Below are 20,571 nucleotides of genomic sequence, written 5' to 3'. Positions count from 1 at the left end.
TTGTGGTTAAAAACATTGTACCGTAAAAGGGCTGTTACATGGCCTTTTATCTTTTACACAATTATATGGACTTTATCTTACAGAGTAGTTTAAATTTTTATCTTTCCTATATTGTAGTATTATGTTTTTACTAAGACGTGGAGCTATACTCATTAAATTGAAAATAACTATTTTAAAAATGATCCATGCCAGTCTTATTACAAATGCTTTATTAATTCCTGTCCATTTATATAGTAATAATTTTTAAATAACTTATACGCTTCATCAGATGTATATCCTCCAGTAAATTCTAGGTACTGGAGGATTCTTTTTCGTAAGGCTGCTTTACTCATAAAAAGTAGTTGGCTACTTCGTCAAAGTTTCTGAACTTTTTTAATGCGTAAGGGAGCGCTTGATCATTCGCCATGAGAATGCTGGCACCTACATTTGCTCTGTATTCACGTGGTAGATCTTTATCTATATATTCACCTTCTATAATAGACTCAAAAAATGCATGAGACTCACTAAGATAGGGAACATCCCTATAGAAGTGAATAATCTCATGCATTTTTGTAAAGTTTTTACGTTCGAGCATTAAATTTTTATTAGTGGTAATGATAATTTCATCCTGAATTTTATTAACTGAGCCTAACATTAACTTACTTAAGTTATTTTTGAATTCATATTCCACAAACTCAACATTTTCGACTTCTTGAACATAACGCTCAATGTCATAGCATTTTACACGTTCGATTTTTTTCGAAAAGTAGTTGCTAACTTCATAAGAGAGTTCATTTGCAAGTTCGGATGCTTCAAAATAAAGTTCTTCATTAATGAAAGTCAATGTAATAATCTCCAGAAATATTTTTGTATTTATTTGTTAGTCTATCTTTTATAATGAGCAGTCTAAATTTAATTTAGAAATGAATCTTGAAGTTTATTTCTTTTCTTTTTTTGCTTTTGCTCGCTGGATTAAAAAATCCATATACTCATTTATTTCTTCCTCTATCTCTTCAACAGCCTCACTATCCATATCAGAAGTATTCAATCTGAAATGAGAGAGGATGCTATCACCAGAATGTATCTCGCCTTTTTCCGGAGGAGTAGGGTCGGATGTTCTGTTCGTTAAATAGTCTGTGGAAACTTTAAAGAAATCAGCGAATTTAATCAATTCATTATCTCTTATTGGTCGTATACCAGCTTCGATCTTATTGTACACACTTCTATCGATGTGTAGGGCGTCAGCAAGCTCTTTTTGTGTTAAATCTTTACTTTCACGTAGATGTTTTAAACGTTCATATGTTTTAATATCAATCACCTTCAATTTACTGATTTAATATAGTTTATCATGGATTCAAAATAAATCTTTATAAAAATCTAAAATAAATATTGACATTTCTTTTTTAGAACTATATACTACAAATGTGGAGATTTGAAATAGAACTATTAAGATTTATTTCGGATTATCTAATAAAAAAATAAACAAAAAAGCGTTCACGAGAAGAAAATAAATTTCTGTTCCGCAAACACTTAAGATAAATCCTAGATAAATTTATTTTAAGCGATTTAACGGAATAATACAAGAAGGATATTTTCCTTTACGGTTATAAGTCTTGTTGAGGTGGCGTGTGCCAGCCGATGAATGGCGCACAAGGTGGCAATGGAATCTTTAAGTAGAGCCATGCTAATGATCAATTGAAATAGAAGGTTTCTAGCTTTTATCAAGGACTAGGTTTTCCGTTTTGACTACATTTATGTGGTAGGGCATTGAAAATATAGGAGTAATTTCCGCTTGATAATTGAAGGGTGTCTATTTTTGAACGATCTGATGTCTTCCTATAACAATGTCGTGAGGACAGGTTGGGAGTGGTTGCTGAAACATATCAAGTAAAAAGGTATGTCGAAGCTTAGTAAAAGGAGGAGTGTTGTACACCGTATGTCATAGGTCTATCTAACGTGCCGTGATACGAGAAATCGTTAGCCGTTGAAAGATGATTCTAGGAAATGAATGGATGATAGTCTATTTCATAGCGCAAGCGAACTTTTAGACTGTTGTTAGCAGGTTCTGCACATTCTACTACGATGAATAATAGAATCGATAAATAATAAAATCAATGAATGATGAAAAGATAGAAATTGACGGGTGGTGTTTAGATGAACATCCTCTTGATACCATTTATTGTTTTTATCATCCAGACAGCAAACAAGCTTTTGATATTTTAGTAACTAACCAAGGGCAGTTAGTACCATATTATTCCGGAAGGGAAACTGTTGAAGGAATAAATTCATTTCCAGCGTTGACGATCCAAGAAGCCATTCAAAAATATATTAGAGACTGAAATAAAACAATATTCATTTACAAAAAATAGTTTAATAGTCCACTACTATAAAGAAGTTTTCAAGATGTGGATCATCAAAGTGAAGCGAATCAAAAAAATTAATGAGGGATGTGAGTAGATTCTGAAAATGAGGTCAATTGTTTAAAAGGGGAGTAAAAGACGAATTTAGAATAGAAACAATCCTTATAAAATTGCCTGTATAAAAGCAATCACCTATAATGGTGTTACTATGATTGTAGAAGGGAGTGCTTTAATATGCTTTTTACTGTAGAAGAAATTCAAGAGCGGGTAAAACCAGTGGCTGAAAAATATCAGATTCCTATTGTTTATATTTTTGGTTCATATGCAAGAAATGAAGCGACAAATGAAAGTGATATTGATTTTTTAGTAGAAACAAAAGGAATGCCTGAATCAAATTACTGGGTACTTTATGGTGAATTTTTTGAGGAATTAAAAGAAGCAGTGGAGCATGAAATTGATTTAGTAGAAATGGAAGCATTGTCCCAACCTAAGTTAACCGAATGTCAAAAACAATTTCTAGAAAAAATGATGAAGGAGCGAATAAAAATATTTGAAAAATAAAATAGAAGAAGATTTGCGTATTTTAAAAGGAATGCTTATTTATTGTGAAGATATTGAATTAACACTCAATCGTTTTGGTAGAAACTATGAAGTTTTTACACACGATCGAGTGTTTTTTCATGCCGTCAGTATGTCGTTAATGCAAGTCGGAGAAATGGCAAATAAACTAACAGATGAATTTAAAGAACGAACTAATGACCAGGTGAACTGGTATAAATTGAAAGCCATCCGTAATTTATTTGCACATGCTTATAGCAATATCAATAAACGGTATATGTGGCAGTTTGCAACAGTCTTTACACCAGTTTATGCAGAATTTTGCCGTCATGAAATCAACATTTTACAAAATGAAATTTTTTAAAAGCGAGTCGCTTAGTATTTAAGAGTGGCTATTTTTTATATCAAAAACTAGCAGAAAAGAGGAAAAAATGATGGAATTTGCAATTGCAGAGCCAAAGGAAACCTTTGGAAAATTAGAGTATGTGGGTCGAAAAGATGAATATGCGGAGTACGTGAATGGCGCTCGTAAAGTAGTCGGTCATTATCATGCCTTACTGTCAGTAAAACAGCAGGAAACGATTGAAGTGATTTTACCTACTCGGGGAAATTCATCGGTTTTAAAATTGAATTATGGGGATGAAGTGGTGTTAAAAGAGGTAAGGTGTGAGCCTTTTTCCCAAGCTGCAGGCGATTCTGGAGCAGTTTCAGGTTGGATGATCAAAGTAAGAGAAATCGAAAAAGTAAACTAAAGGAGAGTGTACAATGGCAAAAATGAATGAGTTAAATCAAGGAATTGCGTTAGATATTGAAAAATCGTTTGGTCGTTTAAAATTCTTGAGAATGAAAGAAGACAAACGAAAAGAAGATGAAGAAGGGGAATTGGTATCAACACAAAGCCGATATGTAGTGCAATCAGAACGTCAGTTATCAGAAGAAGTGATTAGTATTGATATTTCAGTTGAAAAGAAAGCTTTTCATTTTGGTGATACCGTCCAATTGATCAATCCGAGAATTGAATATTATTCTTTTCGACAAGGGAGACGTACGGATAATTATTTGAAAATTGTCGCAGACGACATTGTAAAAGTGAATCATAGCAAGTTAGAAGAAACTAAGAAAAAAGTGTCAGTAGAAAATAAAGTATGACAAAAAAGAATACACATCATCTAAAAATAAAGTCTCAATATTTTTCTGCAGTTTTTAAAGGTTTAAAAACTTTTGAAATTCGCTACAATGATCGGAAATATGAGGTGGGTGATCAAATCATTTTGCAGGAGGTAGATCGTTTAGGCAGTTACACAGGAAAAGAAATAATTGCAGTCATCACTTACCTTACGGATTATGAACAAAAAGAAAATTTTGTTGTATTTAGTTTTAAAAAAATAAACGAAAAGGAGAATTCATTTGAAGAAACTGAAAAAAACTACTCGAAAAATAAAAGAAGCTCTATTGAAAAAACACTTGAGTCCCTATAATTGGTTCATTGAACGGAAGTTTGAGAATAAAGTCGTGATCATTCATAGGTATACCGGAACAAGGCGTGTATTAGCGATTGAGTAAGCATGAAAGAAAAAATAAATGGTTTGAAAGGAAGTATTTTCATGACATGTTAAAAGAGATTTTTAAATATAGAGGGAGAAGAATCAGAAAGTTTCACTTACATTTTTGGTTGATTCACCACTTCTTGCTGCTCTTTCCTTTTTCAGTTCCGTTAGGTTTTTTAGGTTATTACTGGATTTATCCTTTAGTAATGAAATTAACCGATCTACAACAATTGATTTTACCAGCTTTTGTCGTTTTTCCATGGCTAATCCTAGCAAACTTATTCGTCTTCATGTTGATGCGTATGTCGCAACTGAAAGGGGGGTATTTTTTATCGGTTAGATACTATAACGCTATTGCGGATATGCTGAAATTAGCCGGGTTTACGATCAAAAAAGAAGCAAAACAAGCAGGTAAGAAACCAACGGAAAAGTTTCCCAAAGTCTATGTGAAGAAAAAGAAACACATTACTCAGGTAACTTTACCATTAGATGGGGGACAGCACCACGATCGGTTTTTACAACTAGGGAAAAAGCTAGAAGAAATGTTTATGGCTGATCTTGTTTCAGAAGAACGTGATTTTGGCTTTGTGACTTATGGATTTATGACAGATGTTATTGGTAAAAGAATTGAGATCAAAGATGTAATAGCAAAAGATGGATCAATTAAATTAATGGAAGGTGTCTACTGGAACTACGATTCTGCACCACATATGCTAGTTGCTGGAGGAACAGGCGGAGGGAAAACTTACTTTCTCTATTCGCTGATTAAAGCCATGTTAGATGTGGGAACCATTGATATTTGTGATCCTAAGAATGCTGACTTAGCGGATTTAAGCGATCTACCTGTATTTAAAGGACATGTCCATTATGGTTCAGGAGAAACGATGATTCGCTGTTTAGAAAATGGCGTGAAGTTGATGGATAAACGGTTTAAGTATATGAAAGCTTTACCCAACTATCAATCAGGGAAAAATTATGCCTATTATGATATTCCTCCACACTTTATTATCTTCGATGAGTGGAAAGCTTTTTACACTTCTTTGGATTATCGAGTAAGAGACAGAGTGGATGTTGCGGTTCAACAATTAGTATTGAAAGCTAGACAAGCAGGAATTTTTCTTGTTTTAGCTACTCAAAGACCAGATGCTGCAGATTTTCCGGCTGGTGTTAGAGATAATCTCATATGTAAAGTAACCGTAGGAATTCTAGCACAAGTGGCTTACTACATGGTTTATGGCGATGAGAATAAGAATAAAGCGTTCTTTAATAAAAAAATCAAAGGTCGTGGTTATATTGATACAGGAGGTGGTGCAAAAGAGGAGGAGGGAGAAGGCGTAGTGAGAGAGTTTTATACGCCATTTGTACCGCCGACCTTTAACTTTTTAGAGTATTTTAAAACCTATGAAAAGATGATTGTATTTGATTTTGATATTAAGAAGTGAATACTAAAAGAATACCATTTTTTATTTAAAACAATGAAATGTAAAAGTTAATGGAGATCATTTAAGATAAAATAAGCAATCTTTTCCACCCAATTTGCAATATAGAAAATAATAGTAAAGTATAGAGGGGAAATAATAATAAATATAAACACTATGAAAGCAAGTTTAGAAACTAAAGCTAGATAGTTCCAATGTGTTCCATATAATTTAAATTGTAAGCGATGGAGAGCTCCTTTAATTGGCAAATGTAATATTTTACGGAAATAACAATGTTCTTTTAAATAATTTTTTGAGAATTTTTGGAAGTATTTGTTTAAATTCTTAAAATCTTTTTTATTTAAACTAGTTAATTTTAGATAAGGAGTTAACAGATTGATTGAAAGTAAAATATTATCAGACAAATAATAAGTTTCTTTTGAGTTATCAATTTTTTCTTTAAAAGTTATCAATATCGTTCTTATTTCTTCCCAGTTTTGATTTGTAATTTTTTTGTATAAATTCATACCTAAAGAATTTTGAAAAGGGATAAAGAAATGGTTTATAACTTTTTCAGCAATTTCTGAAGAGCTTTTTTCTTTGCGATTAGTATGAAACTGATAAATGTTGAAGAGAATGCTTAAAGACAAAAAAATTGGTTCTCCGAATGAAGAAATAAATTTAGTTAAAGAAGTTTGATCCATTTTGTTTTCCTTTCATTAGTAAAATTATTATGATCCCTCCATATTATAAGCGTTATAATTTAAATAAACTAGCTTATTCAAACATATGGGGAAAAAAGGCGTGGCTTAGGTTGCTGTGCAACCGTAGCAGGCGCCACTGCGCTAGCAGAGGAGGCGCCGTTAGGCTTTTTGAGGTGTTGGGTGGAGCTGTGCTCCGCCCAACACCTCTGGAACCCCCGTATTCTAACAGGGGGGTAATGAAGATGTAAAATGATAAAAAAGTAGTAATGAAACCATTGGTATATAAGGATTTTGTTAGTTCCCATGGAGCTCGAAAAAAAGTGTGATTTTGGGAAGTGGTTTTGATTGTCAAAGCTTGAAGGATTAAGTGAAATTGGAAAAAGTATTCAGACTTCTCGAAAGAAGTTGAAAATGACCCAAACGGAGTTTGGTAAAAAGGTCGGTTTATCACGTAAAACGATCGGTAAGATCGAAAGTGGCGAGAGCGTGCCGTCAGAAGAAAAAATGACAGAAATTTATAATTTTCTTGCAACAAAAGAAGAACATGAGCCGTTAGAAAGTATTATTGATTACCTGCGTATAAGTTTTCCTTTCCACAATGTAGAAAAAATTTTCAATGAGGTTTTGAAAATCAAAAAAGAATTTTTTGTAGAAACTTCTAGTCACTTATATGGTTATGTGGGAGGGTATCAATTAGATTATTTACAAGTTCTTTATTCAAAGAAAAATGATGATCGAGGAATTTTGATTCAGTTATCAGGACAAGGTTGTCGTCAGTTTGAAGCGTTTCTTGGAGCACAAGGACGGACCTGGTTTGACTTTTTTTATGCTTGTTTTGATTATAGAGCAAAATTTACAAGAGTGGATTTAGCAATCAATGATTATAGAGAGTATTTAAAAATTCCTGTTTTACTAAATAAAATTGAGCGACAAGAATTGATCTCACGATTTGAAGTATATGAATTTAACGGTTCAGGTTCAATTTCAAAGAAAAAAAGAGGGGGTGTTTCAATCTATTTAGGTTCAAAGAAAAGTTTATTTTACATTGCGTTTTATCAAAAAAACTATGAACAAGCCAAAAAACTGGGGATTCCTGTAGAAGATGTACCAATTAAAAATCGTTACGAGTTACGATTTAAAGACGAACGAGCAATGGATGCGATTACTCGTTATGTCGAAAGTGGTATGTTATCAGATTTGCTTCTTGGTATTTTAAATGATTATCTTTGCTTTACGGATAAACGACCAGATGTATCCCGAAAGTATTGGCCCGTCAATAAAAAATGGCAGCATTTTATTGGTGGTGTAGAAAATGTGAAATTAGTTACAGAGCCTAATGAGAAACTTTATGAACGTTCTAAAAATTGGTTTAAGAGAACGGTGGCACCTACTGTGAAAATGCTTCTGGAAGTAGACGATTGTAATGATACAGAAGAAACTTGGGAAATTATTGATGAAGCAGAATTAAGTGACAAGCATTTACACATGATTGAAGTTCAAACGACTTCCATTCAAAAAATGCTTGTTGCATAAAAAACTAACAATGAAAAGGAGTGAATAATGGTTACAAGAGAAGCGATCAGACAAGTTACAAAACGGTGCACAATGGAACACGAGGAATTGGTTAATACGATTGAGCTTTTAAAAAGTACTAAAAAAAATATTCAAGAATTGGCTGAAAATGGGCTATTAACTATTCCTAAAATTGAAACAACCTCAAAAAAATGCTGGGAGGAAATTGAAAAACGAAACAAAGAATATCAAAGATTGAGGACTTTACATGTAGTTTATGAAGCTGAGGGAATAATGCCTGATAAAGACCATTGGTACAAATATTTAGAAAAGAAAAAAGTGTTTTCTCGTATATCAGCTGATTTTCAAGATTTTATAGAGAGATTCAAAGATTATATACCTGAAAAAAGTACCGAATTACAAAGAAAAGTTCGAGAGATATTAGCGATTAAAGGTTACATTGCAGATAGCTGTTTTGAAGGTGACTATGAAACCTGGATCGGGGTGTATGCCAGACCAAAAGACAAACCAACCTATTTAGATCCAAGAGATGATGAAGAAGCTGCTTTACAAGAAAAATATAGCGTAAACGGATTTAAACAAGACTTTTCAGAATGGTTTGAATGGGAAATCAAAGACAATGAAATTGCTGTCTGATAGGTGGATCAAATATGAAAATATTGTAGCGTGGCTTAAACCAAATAAAACAAAGAATAGGAGAGAGAAAATGAGGGACGTACAAGAAAGAATTGAACTGATGGCTGAAGAAATTTTTGAGTTAGAAATGTCTGAACATGAAGATAAGTTTTGGAATGATTTAAGCAAAAAAGGACTTACTAGTGAACATATCGATCTTCCAACGGTTTTCGAAAGAAATTATGTAGTTTTTTATAGACAGTTGGAAGATTACTGGAAGGATAGAGTTTCCAAATACAAAGACGATATGCAAGTTGAATATGGCTGTATGAGTTTGCGTGAATATCGTTCCTATTTGATGAAGAGATTTCGTCAAATTCTTGATTTGCGCTACGAAGAGCTTTTACGAGAAACATGGGAAGAATATGGATGGAGTTTGGGCATAGAGGAAGGTAAATAAACTTGGTTTTTGAACAACTTGGTGAACCTATCAAATTAGGGGAATATCTCTACCGCTATGAAGAAATGATCCGTCATATTTTAGGTGAAATGACTTTTGCAGATTTTGAATCGAAAAAAATAAAAACAATGCTACGAGCAGAAATGAGAAAAGCAGAAACTTCTTTTTATATATTTTATGATCAAAATCGTAGAGAACCAGATTATGCTTTTCTACAAAGAAAAGTGACGGAATTTGGTGTCGAACGATTGGAAATATTTCAACCAGAAAAAGGATTTCTTTCACTAGATAATTTTGTTTATCGTTATCTTGAAAGGTTAAAAACTGAAAAGTTGTTAACGGGTCTTGTATTTGCAGAACAGGATCTTTTTTTTGTGCAAAAATACGAAGCTAATCGAGCAAAAAATTATTATGAAGAAAATAATGAATATTTGCAAGGTTACGAACAGGAACGTATTTCAATCAATCCAACCATTCAACGATTAGGCTATGAAAAACTAAAACGAACTTTCTTAGAAGACCCATTGATTCAGTCATTAAGAAAAGAGCGGAAGGGGTTAAATGATATATGCCATTTTCTGAATCGATTTCTGTCATTTTAAAACGTGATTATGGGTTTAATGTGTTTACTGCCAGTCCAAATCAAAAAGATTATGAGATTTATGAACAAGTGAAAGAACGGTTGAAACGTCCAGATTTACCGTTTCAACCGTTTGTCGATATTTGTTATGAACGTAGATTATCAAAACATACGTATCTAATTATTGAAGCACTCTGTAACAAAAACGATCATGGAGTGTTTCTAAAGTATTTATACAGTTTTTATAAAGCTTCTTATTTTTATAAAAATATGCCGCCACAACGGATCAAGCTTTATTGTGAGAATGTAGATCGAACCATTATTTTACGAAAGATAAAAAAATTTCATTTTTTGAAGAAACAATAGTGATTTAAACTAATTGTAAAACTTATTAGAAGGCATGCGTGATACGATGAAAAAAACGAAAATAAAGGGAGAAAAGAGATGAATAAAAAAGTCCGTTGGGGAATTATTGGTGCGACAAGTTTACTTGTGATTAGTATTGGGCTATTTACTGTCAATGAATCGAATTACAGTAAAAAAGTAGAAGCGATTGTTAGTGGTCAAGGAGAGAATAGTCAGTTGGTGAAAGAAATAAAAAAACAAATGAATACGCTTTACTTTGGTGAGGATAAACAATTTTTAAATGTGGAAATTTCCCAAGAAAAAATAGATAGTTTAATGGAAAAAGTAAATAAATTATCAGAAGTTGGTCAAGTATTTAATAAAAAAATTGAACATTTACGTAAAACTGACCAAAAAAAGTACCAATTTAACGTCAATAATTTGTCATTTTTACAAGATGAAGTAAAAATGATCCAACAGAAGTTCAATGCACAAGTAGCAGTGAATGATTTGTTTCAATCTTCTTATTTGAAAGAAGGAACTGAAAATAAAGAGGTTGTCATTATTGATGACCTATCCACAGAAAAACTGAATGAAGTAAAAAAAGCCACATTGCAAAAAGTAGATGAAAAAGAGGCTACCAAAAAATTTGAATTGGCAATTAATTATGGGATTGAAATTGCCCAAAAACAGTTGGCACAAATTGATAAAGTTAAAAAAATGATGAATGATCTGTATAAAGATGGAATTTTGACAGACAAAGTAACAAGAGAAAACTATGAATCAACGAAAAAAGAAGTAGAACAGATCAAAAATCAAAAAGCAAAAGAGTCTTTTACAGATGTTTTAAAAACGATTGAAGTAAAAGTGCAAGAAGACGAAGCGTATAAACAGAAGCTCGAAGCAGAAATACAAGTCGAAGAAGCGAAACGTCAAGCAGAAACAGCGGAAAAACAAGCTTTGAAACAAGCTCAAGAGGTTCAAAGTGTTCCAGTAACACAATCAACAGAAGCGCAACCAATCGTTGAAACGCCAATAGTTCAACCATCTATCCCTGCTACAAATACAACGAATGATAGTAGTACTACAAACAATAGTGGAGGAAATGGCTCTTCTAATAATACAGGTGATGCTTCAACTGGTAGTAATACTGGAGGATCAAGTTCAGGTGGAAGTATAGGAGGGTCTTCTGACGGAAATACAAATCCAACACCACCAGCGCCAGAAAAGCCATATGCACTGAATCCTTACACTGGAAGTGGTACGTACTATGCAACGTATGAAGCAGCTGCTAAAGCGGGTGAAAAGCATGGTATAGATGGCGGAAGTGGGTATGGAGTCTATACGGAGTATTGGTCAGATGGTACAGAAAAATATTATTTAGAATTGTATTAACAAGAAGATGATCATTCGTCTTCTTTTTTTATGAGGTGAACTGAAATGAATAGTTGTTGTCGTAGTCCTTCTTTTTTTGAAGGGCTTTTTCTTATGTAATCAAATAAAAATGGAGGAACATATGAAAAAATATCAAATAAAGTTAAGAATTTGGTTCATTATCGGAATGTTACTTGGTTCGTTTCTTAGTCAAACAGTACATGCAGTGACGACAACCATTGATTCAGATCAAGTAACAGAAACGAGTAAGCAACAAGAAGAAACAGATAATGATGTGCAATTAGGTGAAAAAGAAAAGTTAACGAATTTTTTAAAAGAAAATAAACTAATTAAGGGCGAAGACGGCAAACTTTATACTACAACAGCTGAAAACTATACTACTGCTTCAATCAATAATGCGTTAGGGTTCAGTTCTCTTCTCAGAGGAGGAAATAGTGTCGTTTATGTTGATCCTAATGCCCATATCTCCAATATTGATATTCACTTATCAAGTGGCAATCGAGAGTATGGTTGGTATGGTAAGCGAGTGAATAATGAAATTGCACTATGTATTGAACAAGGTATGGCTGTTAATGTAGGAGAAAACGGTGGCTATACCACTGTTCTTCAAGATACCGATTTAATGAAACGTATCTCACTCATTAAATATTATGGAATAGTCTTAACAGGACATACGCTTCATAAAGAGTTGATGACCCAACTTTTAGCATGGGAACAACAAGGAATTTCACCGACGAGTATTTCAGGTGAATTTTCCATGGCAGATTATCAAGCCTTTAAATCAAATGTTATGGCAAATGTGAATAAATTCTATACAAAACCTTCATTTGATCGAAAAACAGTGAATTTAAAAGTGGGGGAAAGTGTCACATTAACTGATACAAATGGATCATTTTCAAATTATTCAGATACACCGTTAGTGAATAATGCAGGTGTGATAATTAATAAAAGTGGTAATCAATTAAAAATTACTGCCAACAATAATTCTAATCAGACTGGAAGAGTTAGCTTTCAATATAATATCAGTAATAGTTATAGAGGTGTTCCTATTGTTTTAACACATCCATACACTCAAAACGTACTTGTTGGAAAATTTAATGATCCAAGTTTTGTTCATATCAATGTAAATGTTCAAAAAAACGGCAATGCTCGTGTACGCAAGGTAGATGAAACGACCAAACAACCACTAGCAGGTGCCGTTTTTCGTTTCACCACGTCAGCTGGACAAACAAAAGAAATTACTACTGGAGCAGATGGATATGCTACATGGAATGATTTGTTAGTTGATACAAAAGTAACGATTCAAGAAATCAAAGCCCCAAATGGTTATGTATTGAATTCAACACCACTAACGCTAACCATTAAAGTCAATGAAACCACCACTATTACGAAAGATAATAAAGAACAATTAGCAAATATCAAAGTAATTAAAGAGGATGAAGAAACAGGAAGTACGCCATAAGGGGCTGTTTATGAGTTAATAAAAATGGAGTTTCGGTTGGTAAACTCACGATGCAGGATGTGAATGGTACTGTACAAGCAGAATTAAAAGGTTTGAAGCTAGGCACATACACTTTACAAGAAATCAAAGCGCCAGAAGGATATAACATTGATTCTAATAAATATACAGTTAATTTGACGTATGCTGGACAAAATGAAATCATAGCATTGCACAGTAAAACGGTGAGGGATCATGTCATTAAAGGAAATATTGAAGGTTATAAATTTGGTTCACGCCCATTGATTCCTCAAACAGTATTTGAGACTTTCAACTTGTTTTCAAATGGTCGCAAGGACGTGAAACCACCGTTAGAAGGCGTGGAATTAACTGCAACTTCTCATGCAACTGGAAAAAATATGTTCAAGTGACTGGTAAGAATGGGTATTTCAAATTTGAAAATCTCCCATATGATACGTATACCATCGAAGAGACAAAAGGTGTGGACGGCTATTTATTGATCGAGCCCGTTGAAGTAACAATTACTGAAGAAGGGTATACCCATTTCTTCTTGTTAGAAGATAAAATTATCGAATCTCGTCTTCACATTGTCAAAGTGGCTGAAGAGACAGGGGAGAACATACCTTATGCAGGTGCGCAGTTTAAAATCTTTGATACGTGGGTAAATGCTGGTGAAGGTGACTTTGTTTCAATGGTTTGCCCAAATGATACGAAAAGCACAGATGTGTTTGAGACCAATGAGAAAGGTGAAATCGTCACAACGGAAAGCTTGCCATGGGGAACGGATCGCTATGAACTGCATGAAATCAAAGCACCAGAAGGTTATGTACCATTAGAAGAACCCATTTTTAGTGTGACAGAAGAAGATGCAGGAGCGTTGATTCGTCTAGAAGTTCCCAATCGTTTAGCCCGTCAAACGATCCAATTGATCAAGCGTGATCGGTTAAATGAGCAACCATTAGCCAATGTTCCATTTAATTTGTACCAATTGGAAACAGACGAAGCAGGTGAAAATTCACAAAACTTAGTGGATGAATACCTGACCGATTAAGCAGGCGAGATAACGATTGAAGGACTCCTTTATGGAAAATATAAATTTGTGGAATAGGAACCACTTGAAGGGTATTTACCTTTAGAAGAAGTACTTGATTTTTCTGTGACCGTTGAAAAAGATGGCGAATTGATCGTGCTAGAAGTGTATAACGAACGGGAACAATTACAATTAACCTCTTTATTTAGCCATGTAAATGGCGAAAAAACACTTGATTCAACCATTGACAATCGCTTGAAAGACGTAGTATGGGTTAAAGGAGAAGCCCTTGAAATTGGACACACACATACACTGTTTTTACACAATATAAAAATACAAAAACAGGAAAAGTGATCATTGAAGACACGTCTACCTATACTGTGAAAAGCAAAGAGGATGTGTTTGAAGTTTCTCTCAATTTGAAAGCAAATACATTAAAAGATGGGGAACAATTAACAGCCACGCATATCTTGTATTATGAAGAAGCACAAGAAAATGAAATAGGGCGAGAAGACGATTTAACAAATAAAGACCAGACCGTTACCTTCAAAACACCAGAACAACCAAAAAAACCAGAAGAAAAGCAACCTGAGAAAAAAGAAGAAGTACCACAAGAATTACCGAAAACAGGAAGTGTGCAAACGATGCTTGGCGTGATATTTGGTGGTTCGCTAGTCATTTTAGTTGCTTTAATCTGGTTCAATAAATTTAAGGGATCGCACGTATAGTTAAATGGACGTATATTTAACTATACGAAAAATTCGACACATGCTATAATAAGTATGAAAAAGGAACTGCGTCAACAGTTCCCTTTTGACAGTACCGCTAAAGACGGTGGCAAATTTAATAGTTAGATCAAAAAGAAGTAACTAATTGACTCGCTAAAGTGACGGTTACTTCTTTTTGTCATTTTTGTTGACTAAGGTTAGGATGCCAAAGATCAACGTTGTGGTAAACGAACCGAAACTAATCATTAGCCCTAACGCTGTTTCAACAGACAAAAAGCGTCTCCTTTCTCTAAAGTCTGAGATTATGGGCATAAGCACCACCTCACTTTCGAATGGATAGCCACCGTCATTAAACTTTACTGTCTAATAATAATTATAGCAAATAGATCTAGTTATCAACTTGAAAACTCAAGTATAACTAGATCTATTTTTTTGTCTAGAAATGTTAAAATAGCCAAAAATAAATGACATAAGAATTGACAGTTTGATTAACCTGTATTACAATGTGATACGAACGGAGGCGATAACATGGCTATGATTACGGTACGTGTGAGTGATGCTGAAAAAGAATGGCTTTCTTATATGGCGGAATTTTATGGAATTACTTTATCTGAACTATTAAAAACCTATTCAATGGAACAATTAGAAGATGAATATGATCGACAAACAGCTGAAATTGCCCATAAACATTGGATAGAAAGTGGGAAGCCAACTGTATCCATGAAAGAAATACTGAATGAATTTGGAGGACTAAAGTGACTTATCGTTTAGAATTCACGCCTGAAATTCAGAAACAACTTCGTAAAATGGACAAATATCAAGCTACATTGATTGTTCGATGGCTGTATCAACATATTGATGGCGTTGATGACCCGAGAAAATTCGGGAAAGGGTTGACAGCCAATCGTTCAGGGCAATGGCGTTATCGTATTGGTAAATATCGAGTGTTGGTAGAAATAGAAGATAATCAAATGATTGTCATTGCTATTCAAGTGGGACACCGAAGAAATGTCTATGATTAAGAGACTATTTCTTTTTATAAAAAAATAATAGATGAAATCTAGTTAAAACTCTTGAATTGAGAGATTTAGCTAGATTTTTTTTATGAATAAAACGTAGAAAATTGCTAGGAGGAACCATGAATTTAAAAAAGATCAAGAAAAAAGAGAAAAAAGAGAAACGTCCGCAAGTAAAAAAAACTCTCTCAGAAAAAAGCAAACAAAATTGTTTTGACGGGAATCTGTTTACTTATTGGCACTTCAGCAATAGGCGTGATTTGAGCAAATGTAGTGGCTAGTAACTTTGATCAATTAGATGGTCAAGTTCGCAAATTATCTGAATCAGCCAATGAACCAATGAAAACGAGTGCCACCTGTGACTATGCTGCGCTTACTTTTTATGCCACTAGTTTTGCGAAAGAATAGTTGAATATGGATACTGCGATAGATGAAGACCAAAAGAATGAACGTTTAGAGCGATTAGCTAAATATCTTTCAATAGATGTTGATGCGGTGAATGAATCGAATAATAAACAGTTAGAGATCGTGCGTAAATTTAAGGAAGCTTCAGTAACGAAAGTAGTAGAAGAAGAGGAGTGTCTCTTGGTTTATGTCTATACGACCTATGAAGTGAAACAAAAGGACAAAGTAGAAATGATAAGCAAAGAAATGGTGTTACCGATTCAAGCAAAAGATTAGCTTTTCTCCATTGTCAGTCGGCCTTATTTTCTAGCGACTACTTTACCACAAGGGAAAACAAAAGCCCTAGAACCAGTCGACGAATAAGCAGAAGTGTCAACGGATGAAAAAGCAAAGACGGAAAAATTCTTGAAGCTGTTTTTTGAAAAGTATGCCACAGCTAAGAAACAAGAATTGCTGTTATTGATGAAAAAACCAATCGATACCATCGATCATATGGAGTTTTTAGAATTCAATAAAAACGAATCAAAAAGGCGTACAAGGGGTACAAGTATCGGTAGTATTTGTCGATCAAATCACTGGAATTGCATATACTGAAGATTTTTCTCTGTGGTTATCCCAAACAGAAAATTCATATTTTGTGAATACGTTAAAACATTATTTTACAGAAAAAGGAAGGAAATTAAATTATGAGCGTCTCCAATTTAGAAAGTTTTATGAGTTCAGGTTTTATAACATTGTTAAGTTTTGCAGTGATCTTGTTGATCTTTAAACACTGGCGAGGGGCAGAGTGGTTGAAAATTGGTTCGGTTATTTTGATTGCATTGATTTTGAATGATTTTGCCACAAATCAAGGAAGCAATATTTTTTACGTAATCAAATGGTTCCTTCACTTGTTTGGCATTCAAATGTGAGGGATAAGAATGAATCATTATGATTACGCTCGTGGACTCAAAGCGACCTATTTGATTCAAGTGATCCGCTCGCCAAAAGGAAAAACATTGTGGATGTTTGCACAACTACTAAACCTAGCCTATCTAATTACACTTATTTTAGGGTTGATGATAGTTGGCTTTTTTTGGCAGAAAATGCCATTACCAACAATTTTCAATATTAATTTTAATTTTTTATGCATGCTTTACTTTCCCAATAAAATTGCTCGTTGGTATGTAGAAACAGAATTAGATGGTAAAACAGCGAATATCTACGTAAAAGATTTTCTCGTGTATTTAAATAATTATGTGATTGATCAACGTCCAACGATAGGTTTTGAGAGAGTGCAAGAAACAACCGAATTTTCATTTAGAAGATAAAAAATAGAAAGGAAAATGACATACAACTAGAATATCATTGTTGGAAGATACGCATAAAAATATGATTCTAACACCAGAGAAATCTGTGATTGCTTATTATCGAATTCGTTCGGAAACGGTTATGCTAACGGATATAGAGAAGAAACAAAAAACGAAGAAAAAAGTGGCTCGTGTTCTGAAACGACTAAAAAACAGTGAAGCATTTGAGATTAATCTGTTACCTTTTAATGCGGATATCAGAGGGAAAATGGGAGCGATGCGGTTATTGGTTGATCCAGAAAATTATGCGGTAGCCATAGACAAACTAATGAAAACAGCAGTTGCTTTAGAAACCGAAAATGGATGAATAAGGGCGGTTGTGACAGAAGCTACTTCTGAAACACCGTTTATTCGAGAAAAGGGATTGCGACAAGATTTTTGTCACAATCCCTTTTTTATTTTTAAAGAAAGTGGTGAAAAATGAAAAAAATTGCGTATGTAGTTATAGTTACTCCCTTTCTAATTTTGTTGCCCTTCTTATTATTTCTGGTGGTCTTTTCTGCCAATCAAAATGGTGATGCTTCAGATTTTGAACCCGCTACGCCTCAAGAACAAGTAGCATTAGAAGTTTTTGACTTTGTTCTAGAAAAGGGAGGGACAAGAGAATTTGCGGCAGCTTGGATCGGAAATATGAAACATGAAAGTGGACTGATTCCTTCTCGTATCCAAAGCGATCTAGCATTTAATGCGGTGTGGGTATTCAATCCTTCTGTTGATGGCTATGCGATGGGTTTATCACAATGGGATTATGGCCGACGTGTCAACCTACTGACCAAATCGTAAGAAGAAAAGAAAGATTGGCGCACGGTTTCGTTTCAATTAGATTTTGCTTGGTATCATGATGGTTCTGATAGTGAGTTGTTGAAACGAATGTCGCAAGGAACAGATATCAATTCTTTGGCAGTCGATATTCTGAAATATTGGGAACGTGCTGGAACAAAAGATGATCCATTGGAACAACTGAAACGAAAAACTAGTGTGAATAATTGGTATAAACGTTTAACAACAGGTTCTTTAGGTGGCGGTTCTGCCAATATTGGTGAAGGAAAAATCGATGTACTAGAAACTGTTCTAGGCCAAACGATCAATGGTGGACAGTGTTACGGATTAACCGCTTATTATGTCCAAAAGCTAGGAGGACCCCAAATGATGGGAAGCGGACTTATGTACGCGGAATTGATTGGCAGTGATTACGATTGGGAAAGCTATGGCTGAGAAGTCATTTTTGATTCAAGCCCTTCAGAGATCAAACCAGGCGATGTGATCAATTGGTACGCTGGGCAAAATCTTTCGCCAGGCGTTTATGGGCATACTGGGATTATAGCGAGTGTAGAAAGTGAACAACAGTTTACTACTTATGAACAAAATGCTGAGCAAGGACAAATTTGTGCTAGATATAGCCGACAATGGGGAAGAGAATTTACAAAAGTTGCAAGTATCGTTAGAAAAAAATAAAGGAGAATCAAAATGTTACTTATACATTCAGGCTTAACAAGAAGACAAAACAAGTTAATTTGTGAGAAATTTAACTGCCAGAGAAATGAATTTGCCATCCATCGATTTGAAGATGGGTATTTAGTTACAGTGAAAAATAAAGAGTACAAAATAAAATTTTCATCAGGAAGAGCTTCGCAGATTGTCTATGCTAAAGCAATGGTCAGAGTACCGATTAACCAACGAAAGCAGGGAGATCAATGAGGAAAAAAATCCTTCTTTTTACTGGCTTCATTTGTGGAATCCTTCTTTTAAGTGGGTGTGTCCGAGAAGTAACAAAAGAAGACACAACTACTACAGCAGATGTGCAACTCATGGAAGCCGTAAATTCGAGTAAAACAGAGAAAATTGGTTCAACTGAATCAACAACTCAACAAGAAAAACAAGAAGAGAGAAAGCAAATGGAGGAGTCAAAAGAAAAAGAAGACCATACTCAACTATTGCAAAAATATGGAGATGCCCATGCCAATTTTAGAAATCTCAATCATCGAAATGAAAAACTAAAAGAACTGATGACAGAAGAATGTATTCAAATGAACGGAATCGAAGTTGAGACTGGGAATGCTTTGGGAAGTGAAGGAAAGGTGACGTCCATATACCGAAACGATCAAGAAGAATACGCTGTTTTACTAGACTGTATTCAAAACGGATCACCAATTCGAATCTTGTTATTGGCAAAAGTGGAAGGTGGAAAGATTGCGGAGATGACTTATATTACGTTGAAGCAGGAGTATTGATAGATTAGATGATCTATTTTTTATTTTTTACGAAAAAATAGATCATTGGAGAATTCGCTCTCATTATAAAATAAGGTATCTGTATTTAGAAAGGAAAATGAAAAAAATATGGGTATATAGTTTGGTTTGTTCTTTTTTTGTAGTAGTATTATCTTTTCCTTCAGTAGTAAATGCGGAACAAAGTGTGGTAATAGGGGAAAGCCCTTCAGAGTTATTATCTCGTTCAGCAAGTGGTTATTTGTACAAAAATGGTAAAATTATAAGTTATCAGCAAACAGGTAGAACATTCGTAGGAACAATAAACAAGGGGACAAAAACATGGATTAAAGGTAAAATAGAAGGAGTGATAGGTCCTGCAAAATTATCTTTAGAATTAGGACGTGAGATATCTACTTCAATGAAAGCAAAAAGATATAAAGCTACCGGGAGGGTGACCTCCAGATACGATAAGTATGATTGATACGCAAATAAAAAAATTGGCACTGTAACACATACAAATAATTTAACTTGGTACGAAGATATTGCGCAGTAGCAAAACAGGAGTGATGCTTATATGGGTGTAAAAAAGTAATTTATGTTATATCATTTACTTATTTTTACTATATAGCTTTAATTTTTGGCACACGTTTGTTAATCTTTTACGATAACGACCAATTTCTATTGGGTGCTTTCTTTCTTTTATTGGGAAGTATTCTTTTTCGTAAAGTATTATTAAATGATTTAAAAAAAATCAATTTTTTTAAATGCATTAAGTTAGTAATTATTTCATTAATTTTAATTTTAGTCAAGTCCATAATCCTGTGTAAAATACTATACAATGTTTTACCGGTCTCTCATTGATCAAACTTAATATATTTTC

28 protein-coding genes and 4 pseudogenes are annotated in these 20,571 nt (G+C 33.9%); 28 read left to right on the top strand and 4 right to left on the bottom strand.

Annotated features, from left to right (window positions below; translation table 11 throughout):
- Positions 1-328: 328 nt before the first annotated feature.
- A complete protein-coding gene (locus tag DVW83_RS12930) occupies positions 329-823 on the bottom strand; it encodes an ImmA/IrrE family metallo-endopeptidase (RefSeq protein ID WP_238699424.1) in 495 nt (164 codons plus the stop codon).
- A 93-nt stretch (positions 824-916) separates the two neighbouring features.
- Positions 917-1,297, bottom strand: coding sequence for a helix-turn-helix domain-containing protein (locus DVW83_RS12925; protein ID WP_104660837.1), 381 nt, complete (start codon positions 1,295-1,297; stop codon positions 917-919).
- 796 nt (positions 1,298-2,093) lie between these two features.
- Between DVW83_RS12925 and DVW83_RS12920 the strand changes: the two genes are divergently transcribed.
- From DVW83_RS12920 to DVW83_RS12890, 8 genes are all read left to right on the top strand, one after another.
- Positions 2,094-2,318 (top strand): hypothetical protein, encoded by a 225-nt coding sequence (locus tag DVW83_RS12920; RefSeq protein WP_104660838.1) that lies wholly within the window; start codon positions 2,094-2,096, stop codon positions 2,316-2,318.
- 255 nt (positions 2,319-2,573) lie between these two features.
- Complete coding sequence (locus DVW83_RS12915; protein WP_104660839.1) at positions 2,574-2,900, top strand: nucleotidyltransferase family protein; 327 nt, start codon at positions 2,574-2,576, stop codon at positions 2,898-2,900.
- Positions 2,890-3,261 (top strand): HepT-like ribonuclease domain-containing protein, encoded by a 372-nt coding sequence (locus DVW83_RS12910; protein ID WP_104660840.1) that lies wholly within the window; start codon positions 2,890-2,892, stop codon positions 3,259-3,261. The genes DVW83_RS12915 and DVW83_RS12910 overlap by 11 nt, the downstream gene beginning before the upstream one ends.
- A 70-nt stretch (positions 3,262-3,331) precedes the next feature.
- Positions 3,332-3,649, top strand: coding sequence for a DUF961 family protein (locus DVW83_RS12905; RefSeq protein WP_081181985.1), 318 nt, complete (start codon positions 3,332-3,334; stop codon positions 3,647-3,649).
- Positions 3,650-3,662: 13 nt separating this feature from the next.
- Positions 3,663-4,046: a DUF961 family protein gene (locus tag DVW83_RS12900; protein WP_104660842.1), complete on the top strand. Its 384-nt coding sequence runs from the start codon at positions 3,663-3,665 to the stop codon at positions 4,044-4,046.
- A complete protein-coding gene (locus DVW83_RS12895; RefSeq protein WP_104660843.1) occupies positions 4,043-4,375 on the top strand; it encodes a DUF3850 domain-containing protein in 333 nt (110 codons plus the stop codon). The genes DVW83_RS12900 and DVW83_RS12895 overlap by 4 nt, the downstream gene beginning before the upstream one ends.
- Positions 4,305-4,460, top strand: coding sequence for a DUF6906 family protein (locus tag DVW83_RS16160; protein WP_396001576.1), 156 nt, complete (start codon positions 4,305-4,307; stop codon positions 4,458-4,460). Before DVW83_RS12895 ends, DVW83_RS16160 begins: the two co-directional genes overlap by 71 nt.
- 46 nt (positions 4,461-4,506) lie before the next feature.
- Positions 4,507-5,886, top strand: a complete 1,380-nt coding sequence (locus DVW83_RS12890; protein WP_104660844.1) for an FtsK/SpoIIIE domain-containing protein — start codon at positions 4,507-4,509, stop codon at positions 5,884-5,886.
- 47 nt (positions 5,887-5,933) lie between these two features.
- Here DVW83_RS12890 and DVW83_RS12885 read toward each other — a convergent pair whose 3' ends face one another.
- Positions 5,934-6,566 carry a hypothetical protein gene (locus DVW83_RS12885; protein ID WP_104660845.1) on the bottom strand — a complete coding sequence of 211 codons (633 nt, stop codon included), beginning with the start codon at positions 6,564-6,566 and terminating at the stop codon, positions 5,934-5,936.
- Between the two features lie 345 nt (positions 6,567-6,911).
- Between DVW83_RS12885 and DVW83_RS12880 the strand changes: the two genes are divergently transcribed.
- The 7 genes and pseudogenes from DVW83_RS12880 to DVW83_RS15685 all read left to right on the top strand — a co-directional run bounded on the left by DVW83_RS12880 (position 6,912) and on the right by DVW83_RS15685 (position 14,711).
- Positions 6,912-8,099, top strand: coding sequence for an XRE family transcriptional regulator (locus DVW83_RS12880; RefSeq protein ID WP_123862884.1), 1,188 nt, complete (start codon positions 6,912-6,914; stop codon positions 8,097-8,099).
- A gap of 27 nt (positions 8,100-8,126) precedes the next feature.
- Positions 8,127-8,735: a hypothetical protein gene (locus DVW83_RS12875; RefSeq protein ID WP_104660846.1), complete on the top strand. Its 609-nt coding sequence runs from the start codon at positions 8,127-8,129 to the stop codon at positions 8,733-8,735.
- On the top strand, positions 8,719-9,174 hold the full coding sequence (locus DVW83_RS12870) for a hypothetical protein (RefSeq protein WP_224784434.1): 456 nt from the start codon (positions 8,719-8,721) through the stop codon (positions 9,172-9,174). Before DVW83_RS12875 ends, DVW83_RS12870 begins: the two co-directional genes overlap by 17 nt.
- 2 nt (positions 9,175-9,176) lie before the next feature.
- A complete protein-coding gene (locus tag DVW83_RS12865; RefSeq protein WP_104660848.1) occupies positions 9,177-9,776 on the top strand; it encodes a hypothetical protein in 600 nt (199 codons plus the stop codon).
- A complete protein-coding gene (locus DVW83_RS12860; RefSeq protein WP_104660849.1) occupies positions 9,743-10,120 on the top strand; it encodes a hypothetical protein in 378 nt (125 codons plus the stop codon). The genes DVW83_RS12865 and DVW83_RS12860 overlap by 34 nt, the downstream gene beginning before the upstream one ends.
- A 78-nt stretch (positions 10,121-10,198) precedes the next feature.
- Positions 10,199-11,494 carry a hypothetical protein gene (locus DVW83_RS12855; RefSeq protein WP_104660850.1) on the top strand — a complete coding sequence of 432 codons (1,296 nt, stop codon included), beginning with the start codon at positions 10,199-10,201 and terminating at the stop codon, positions 11,492-11,494.
- Positions 11,495-11,615: 121 nt separating this feature from the next.
- Positions 11,616-14,711, top strand: a pseudogene (locus tag DVW83_RS15685) (SpaA isopeptide-forming pilin-related protein).
- A 165-nt stretch (positions 14,712-14,876) separates the two neighbouring features.
- Here the strand turns inward: DVW83_RS15685 and comI are convergent.
- Positions 14,877-15,023, bottom strand: a complete 147-nt coding sequence (gene comI / locus DVW83_RS12845) for a competence inhibitor ComI (protein ID WP_104660851.1) — start codon at positions 15,021-15,023, stop codon at positions 14,877-14,879.
- 216 nt (positions 15,024-15,239) lie between these two features.
- On the opposite strand from comI, the gene relB reads away from it, so the two are divergent.
- The 13 genes and pseudogenes from relB (at position 15,240) to DVW83_RS12795 (ending at position 20,172) form a co-directional block, all read left to right on the top strand.
- The gene (relB, locus tag DVW83_RS12840; protein ID WP_104660852.1) at positions 15,240-15,470 is read left to right on the top strand and encodes a type II toxin-antitoxin system RelB family antitoxin; all 231 of its coding nucleotides are present in this window, start codon (positions 15,240-15,242) and stop codon (positions 15,468-15,470) included.
- On the top strand, positions 15,467-15,733 hold the full coding sequence (locus tag DVW83_RS12835; protein ID WP_104660853.1) for a type II toxin-antitoxin system RelE family toxin: 267 nt from the start codon (positions 15,467-15,469) through the stop codon (positions 15,731-15,733). The genes relB and DVW83_RS12835 overlap by 4 nt, the downstream gene beginning before the upstream one ends.
- A 116-nt stretch (positions 15,734-15,849) precedes the next feature.
- Positions 15,850-16,008: a hypothetical protein gene (locus DVW83_RS16030; protein ID WP_308666319.1), complete on the top strand. Its 159-nt coding sequence runs from the start codon at positions 15,850-15,852 to the stop codon at positions 16,006-16,008.
- Positions 16,001-16,135: a hypothetical protein gene (locus DVW83_RS16025; RefSeq protein ID WP_308666321.1), complete on the top strand. Its 135-nt coding sequence runs from the start codon at positions 16,001-16,003 to the stop codon at positions 16,133-16,135. The genes DVW83_RS16030 and DVW83_RS16025 overlap by 8 nt, the downstream gene beginning before the upstream one ends.
- Positions 16,136-16,141: 6 nt before the next feature.
- Positions 16,142-16,726 (top strand): annotated as a pseudogene (locus DVW83_RS16020) (conjugal transfer protein).
- A complete protein-coding gene (locus DVW83_RS16015) occupies positions 16,644-16,901 on the top strand; it encodes a conjugal transfer protein (RefSeq protein ID WP_318155812.1) in 258 nt (85 codons plus the stop codon). Before DVW83_RS16020 ends, DVW83_RS16015 begins: the two are co-directional and overlap by 83 nt.
- Positions 16,819-17,043 (top strand): hypothetical protein, encoded by a 225-nt coding sequence (locus tag DVW83_RS12825; RefSeq protein ID WP_104660854.1) that lies wholly within the window; start codon positions 16,819-16,821, stop codon positions 17,041-17,043. Before DVW83_RS16015 ends, DVW83_RS12825 begins: the two co-directional genes overlap by 83 nt.
- A gap of 9 nt (positions 17,044-17,052) precedes the next feature.
- Positions 17,053-17,442 carry a TcpE family conjugal transfer membrane protein gene (locus DVW83_RS12820; RefSeq protein WP_104660855.1) on the top strand — a complete coding sequence of 130 codons (390 nt, stop codon included), beginning with the start codon at positions 17,053-17,055 and terminating at the stop codon, positions 17,440-17,442.
- A 20-nt stretch (positions 17,443-17,462) separates the two neighbouring features.
- A pseudogene (locus DVW83_RS12815) lies at positions 17,463-17,785 on the top strand (ATP-binding protein); the annotation flags it as partial.
- 116 nt (positions 17,786-17,901) lie between these two features.
- Positions 17,902-18,936, top strand: a pseudogene (locus tag DVW83_RS12810) (phage tail tip lysozyme).
- Between the two features lie 12 nt (positions 18,937-18,948).
- Entirely contained in the window at positions 18,949-19,179 is a 231-nt protein-coding gene (locus tag DVW83_RS12805; RefSeq protein WP_104660827.1) for a hypothetical protein, read from the top strand.
- Positions 19,176-19,712 carry an EF0163 family protein gene (locus tag DVW83_RS12800; RefSeq protein WP_104660828.1) on the top strand — a complete coding sequence of 179 codons (537 nt, stop codon included), beginning with the start codon at positions 19,176-19,178 and terminating at the stop codon, positions 19,710-19,712. Before DVW83_RS12805 ends, DVW83_RS12800 begins: the two co-directional genes overlap by 4 nt.
- A 97-nt stretch (positions 19,713-19,809) precedes the next feature.
- Positions 19,810-20,172 (top strand): LMxysn_1693 family intestinal colonization protein, encoded by a 363-nt coding sequence (locus DVW83_RS12795; protein ID WP_104660829.1) that lies wholly within the window; start codon positions 19,810-19,812, stop codon positions 20,170-20,172.
- Positions 20,173-20,571: the final 399 nt, after the last annotated feature.

It is taken from the genome of Enterococcus sp. VV15 (genome assembly GCF_005236045.1).
Lineage (GTDB): Bacteria > Bacillota > Bacilli > Lactobacillales > Enterococcaceae > Enterococcus_B > Enterococcus_B durans.
This window is presented reverse-complemented; position numbering and strand designations above follow the sequence as displayed.

Coding starts and splice junctions, on each gene's coding strand:
- DVW83_RS12805 (WP_104660827.1), top strand. CDS start 18,949: ATGTTACTTATACATTCAGGCTTAACAAGAAGACAAAACAAGTTAATT.
- DVW83_RS12870 (WP_224784434.1), top strand. CDS start 8,719: ATGAAATTGCTGTCTGATAGGTGGATCAAATATGAAAATATTGTAGCG.
- DVW83_RS12860 (WP_104660849.1), top strand. CDS start 9,743: ATGCCATTTTCTGAATCGATTTCTGTCATTTTAAAACGTGATTATGGG.
- relB (WP_104660852.1), top strand. CDS start 15,240: ATGGCTATGATTACGGTACGTGTGAGTGATGCTGAAAAAGAATGGCTT.
- DVW83_RS12915 (WP_104660839.1), top strand. CDS start 2,574: ATGCTTTTTACTGTAGAAGAAATTCAAGAGCGGGTAAAACCAGTGGCT.
- DVW83_RS12885 (WP_104660845.1), bottom strand. CDS start 6,566: ATGGATCAAACTTCTTTAACTAAATTTATTTCTTCATTCGGAGAACCA.
- DVW83_RS12900 (WP_104660842.1), top strand. CDS start 3,663: ATGGCAAAAATGAATGAGTTAAATCAAGGAATTGCGTTAGATATTGAA.
- DVW83_RS12820 (WP_104660855.1), top strand. CDS start 17,053: ATGAATCATTATGATTACGCTCGTGGACTCAAAGCGACCTATTTGATT.
- DVW83_RS12895 (WP_104660843.1), top strand. CDS start 4,043: ATGACAAAAAAGAATACACATCATCTAAAAATAAAGTCTCAATATTTT.
- DVW83_RS12855 (WP_104660850.1), top strand. CDS start 10,199: ATGAATAAAAAAGTCCGTTGGGGAATTATTGGTGCGACAAGTTTACTT.
- DVW83_RS12905 (WP_081181985.1), top strand. CDS start 3,332: ATGGAATTTGCAATTGCAGAGCCAAAGGAAACCTTTGGAAAATTAGAG.
- comI (WP_104660851.1), bottom strand. CDS start 15,023: ATGCCCATAATCTCAGACTTTAGAGAAAGGAGACGCTTTTTGTCTGTT.
- DVW83_RS12890 (WP_104660844.1), top strand. CDS start 4,507: ATGTTAAAAGAGATTTTTAAATATAGAGGGAGAAGAATCAGAAAGTTT.
- DVW83_RS12875 (WP_104660846.1), top strand. CDS start 8,127: ATGGTTACAAGAGAAGCGATCAGACAAGTTACAAAACGGTGCACAATG.
- DVW83_RS12825 (WP_104660854.1), top strand. CDS start 16,819: ATGAGCGTCTCCAATTTAGAAAGTTTTATGAGTTCAGGTTTTATAACA.
- DVW83_RS12800 (WP_104660828.1), top strand. CDS start 19,176: ATGAGGAAAAAAATCCTTCTTTTTACTGGCTTCATTTGTGGAATCCTT.
- DVW83_RS12920 (WP_104660838.1), top strand. CDS start 2,094: ATGAATGATGAAAAGATAGAAATTGACGGGTGGTGTTTAGATGAACAT.
- DVW83_RS12795 (WP_104660829.1), top strand. CDS start 19,810: ATGAAAAAAATATGGGTATATAGTTTGGTTTGTTCTTTTTTTGTAGTA.
- DVW83_RS16030 (WP_308666319.1), top strand. CDS start 15,850: ATGAATTTAAAAAAGATCAAGAAAAAAGAGAAAAAAGAGAAACGTCCG.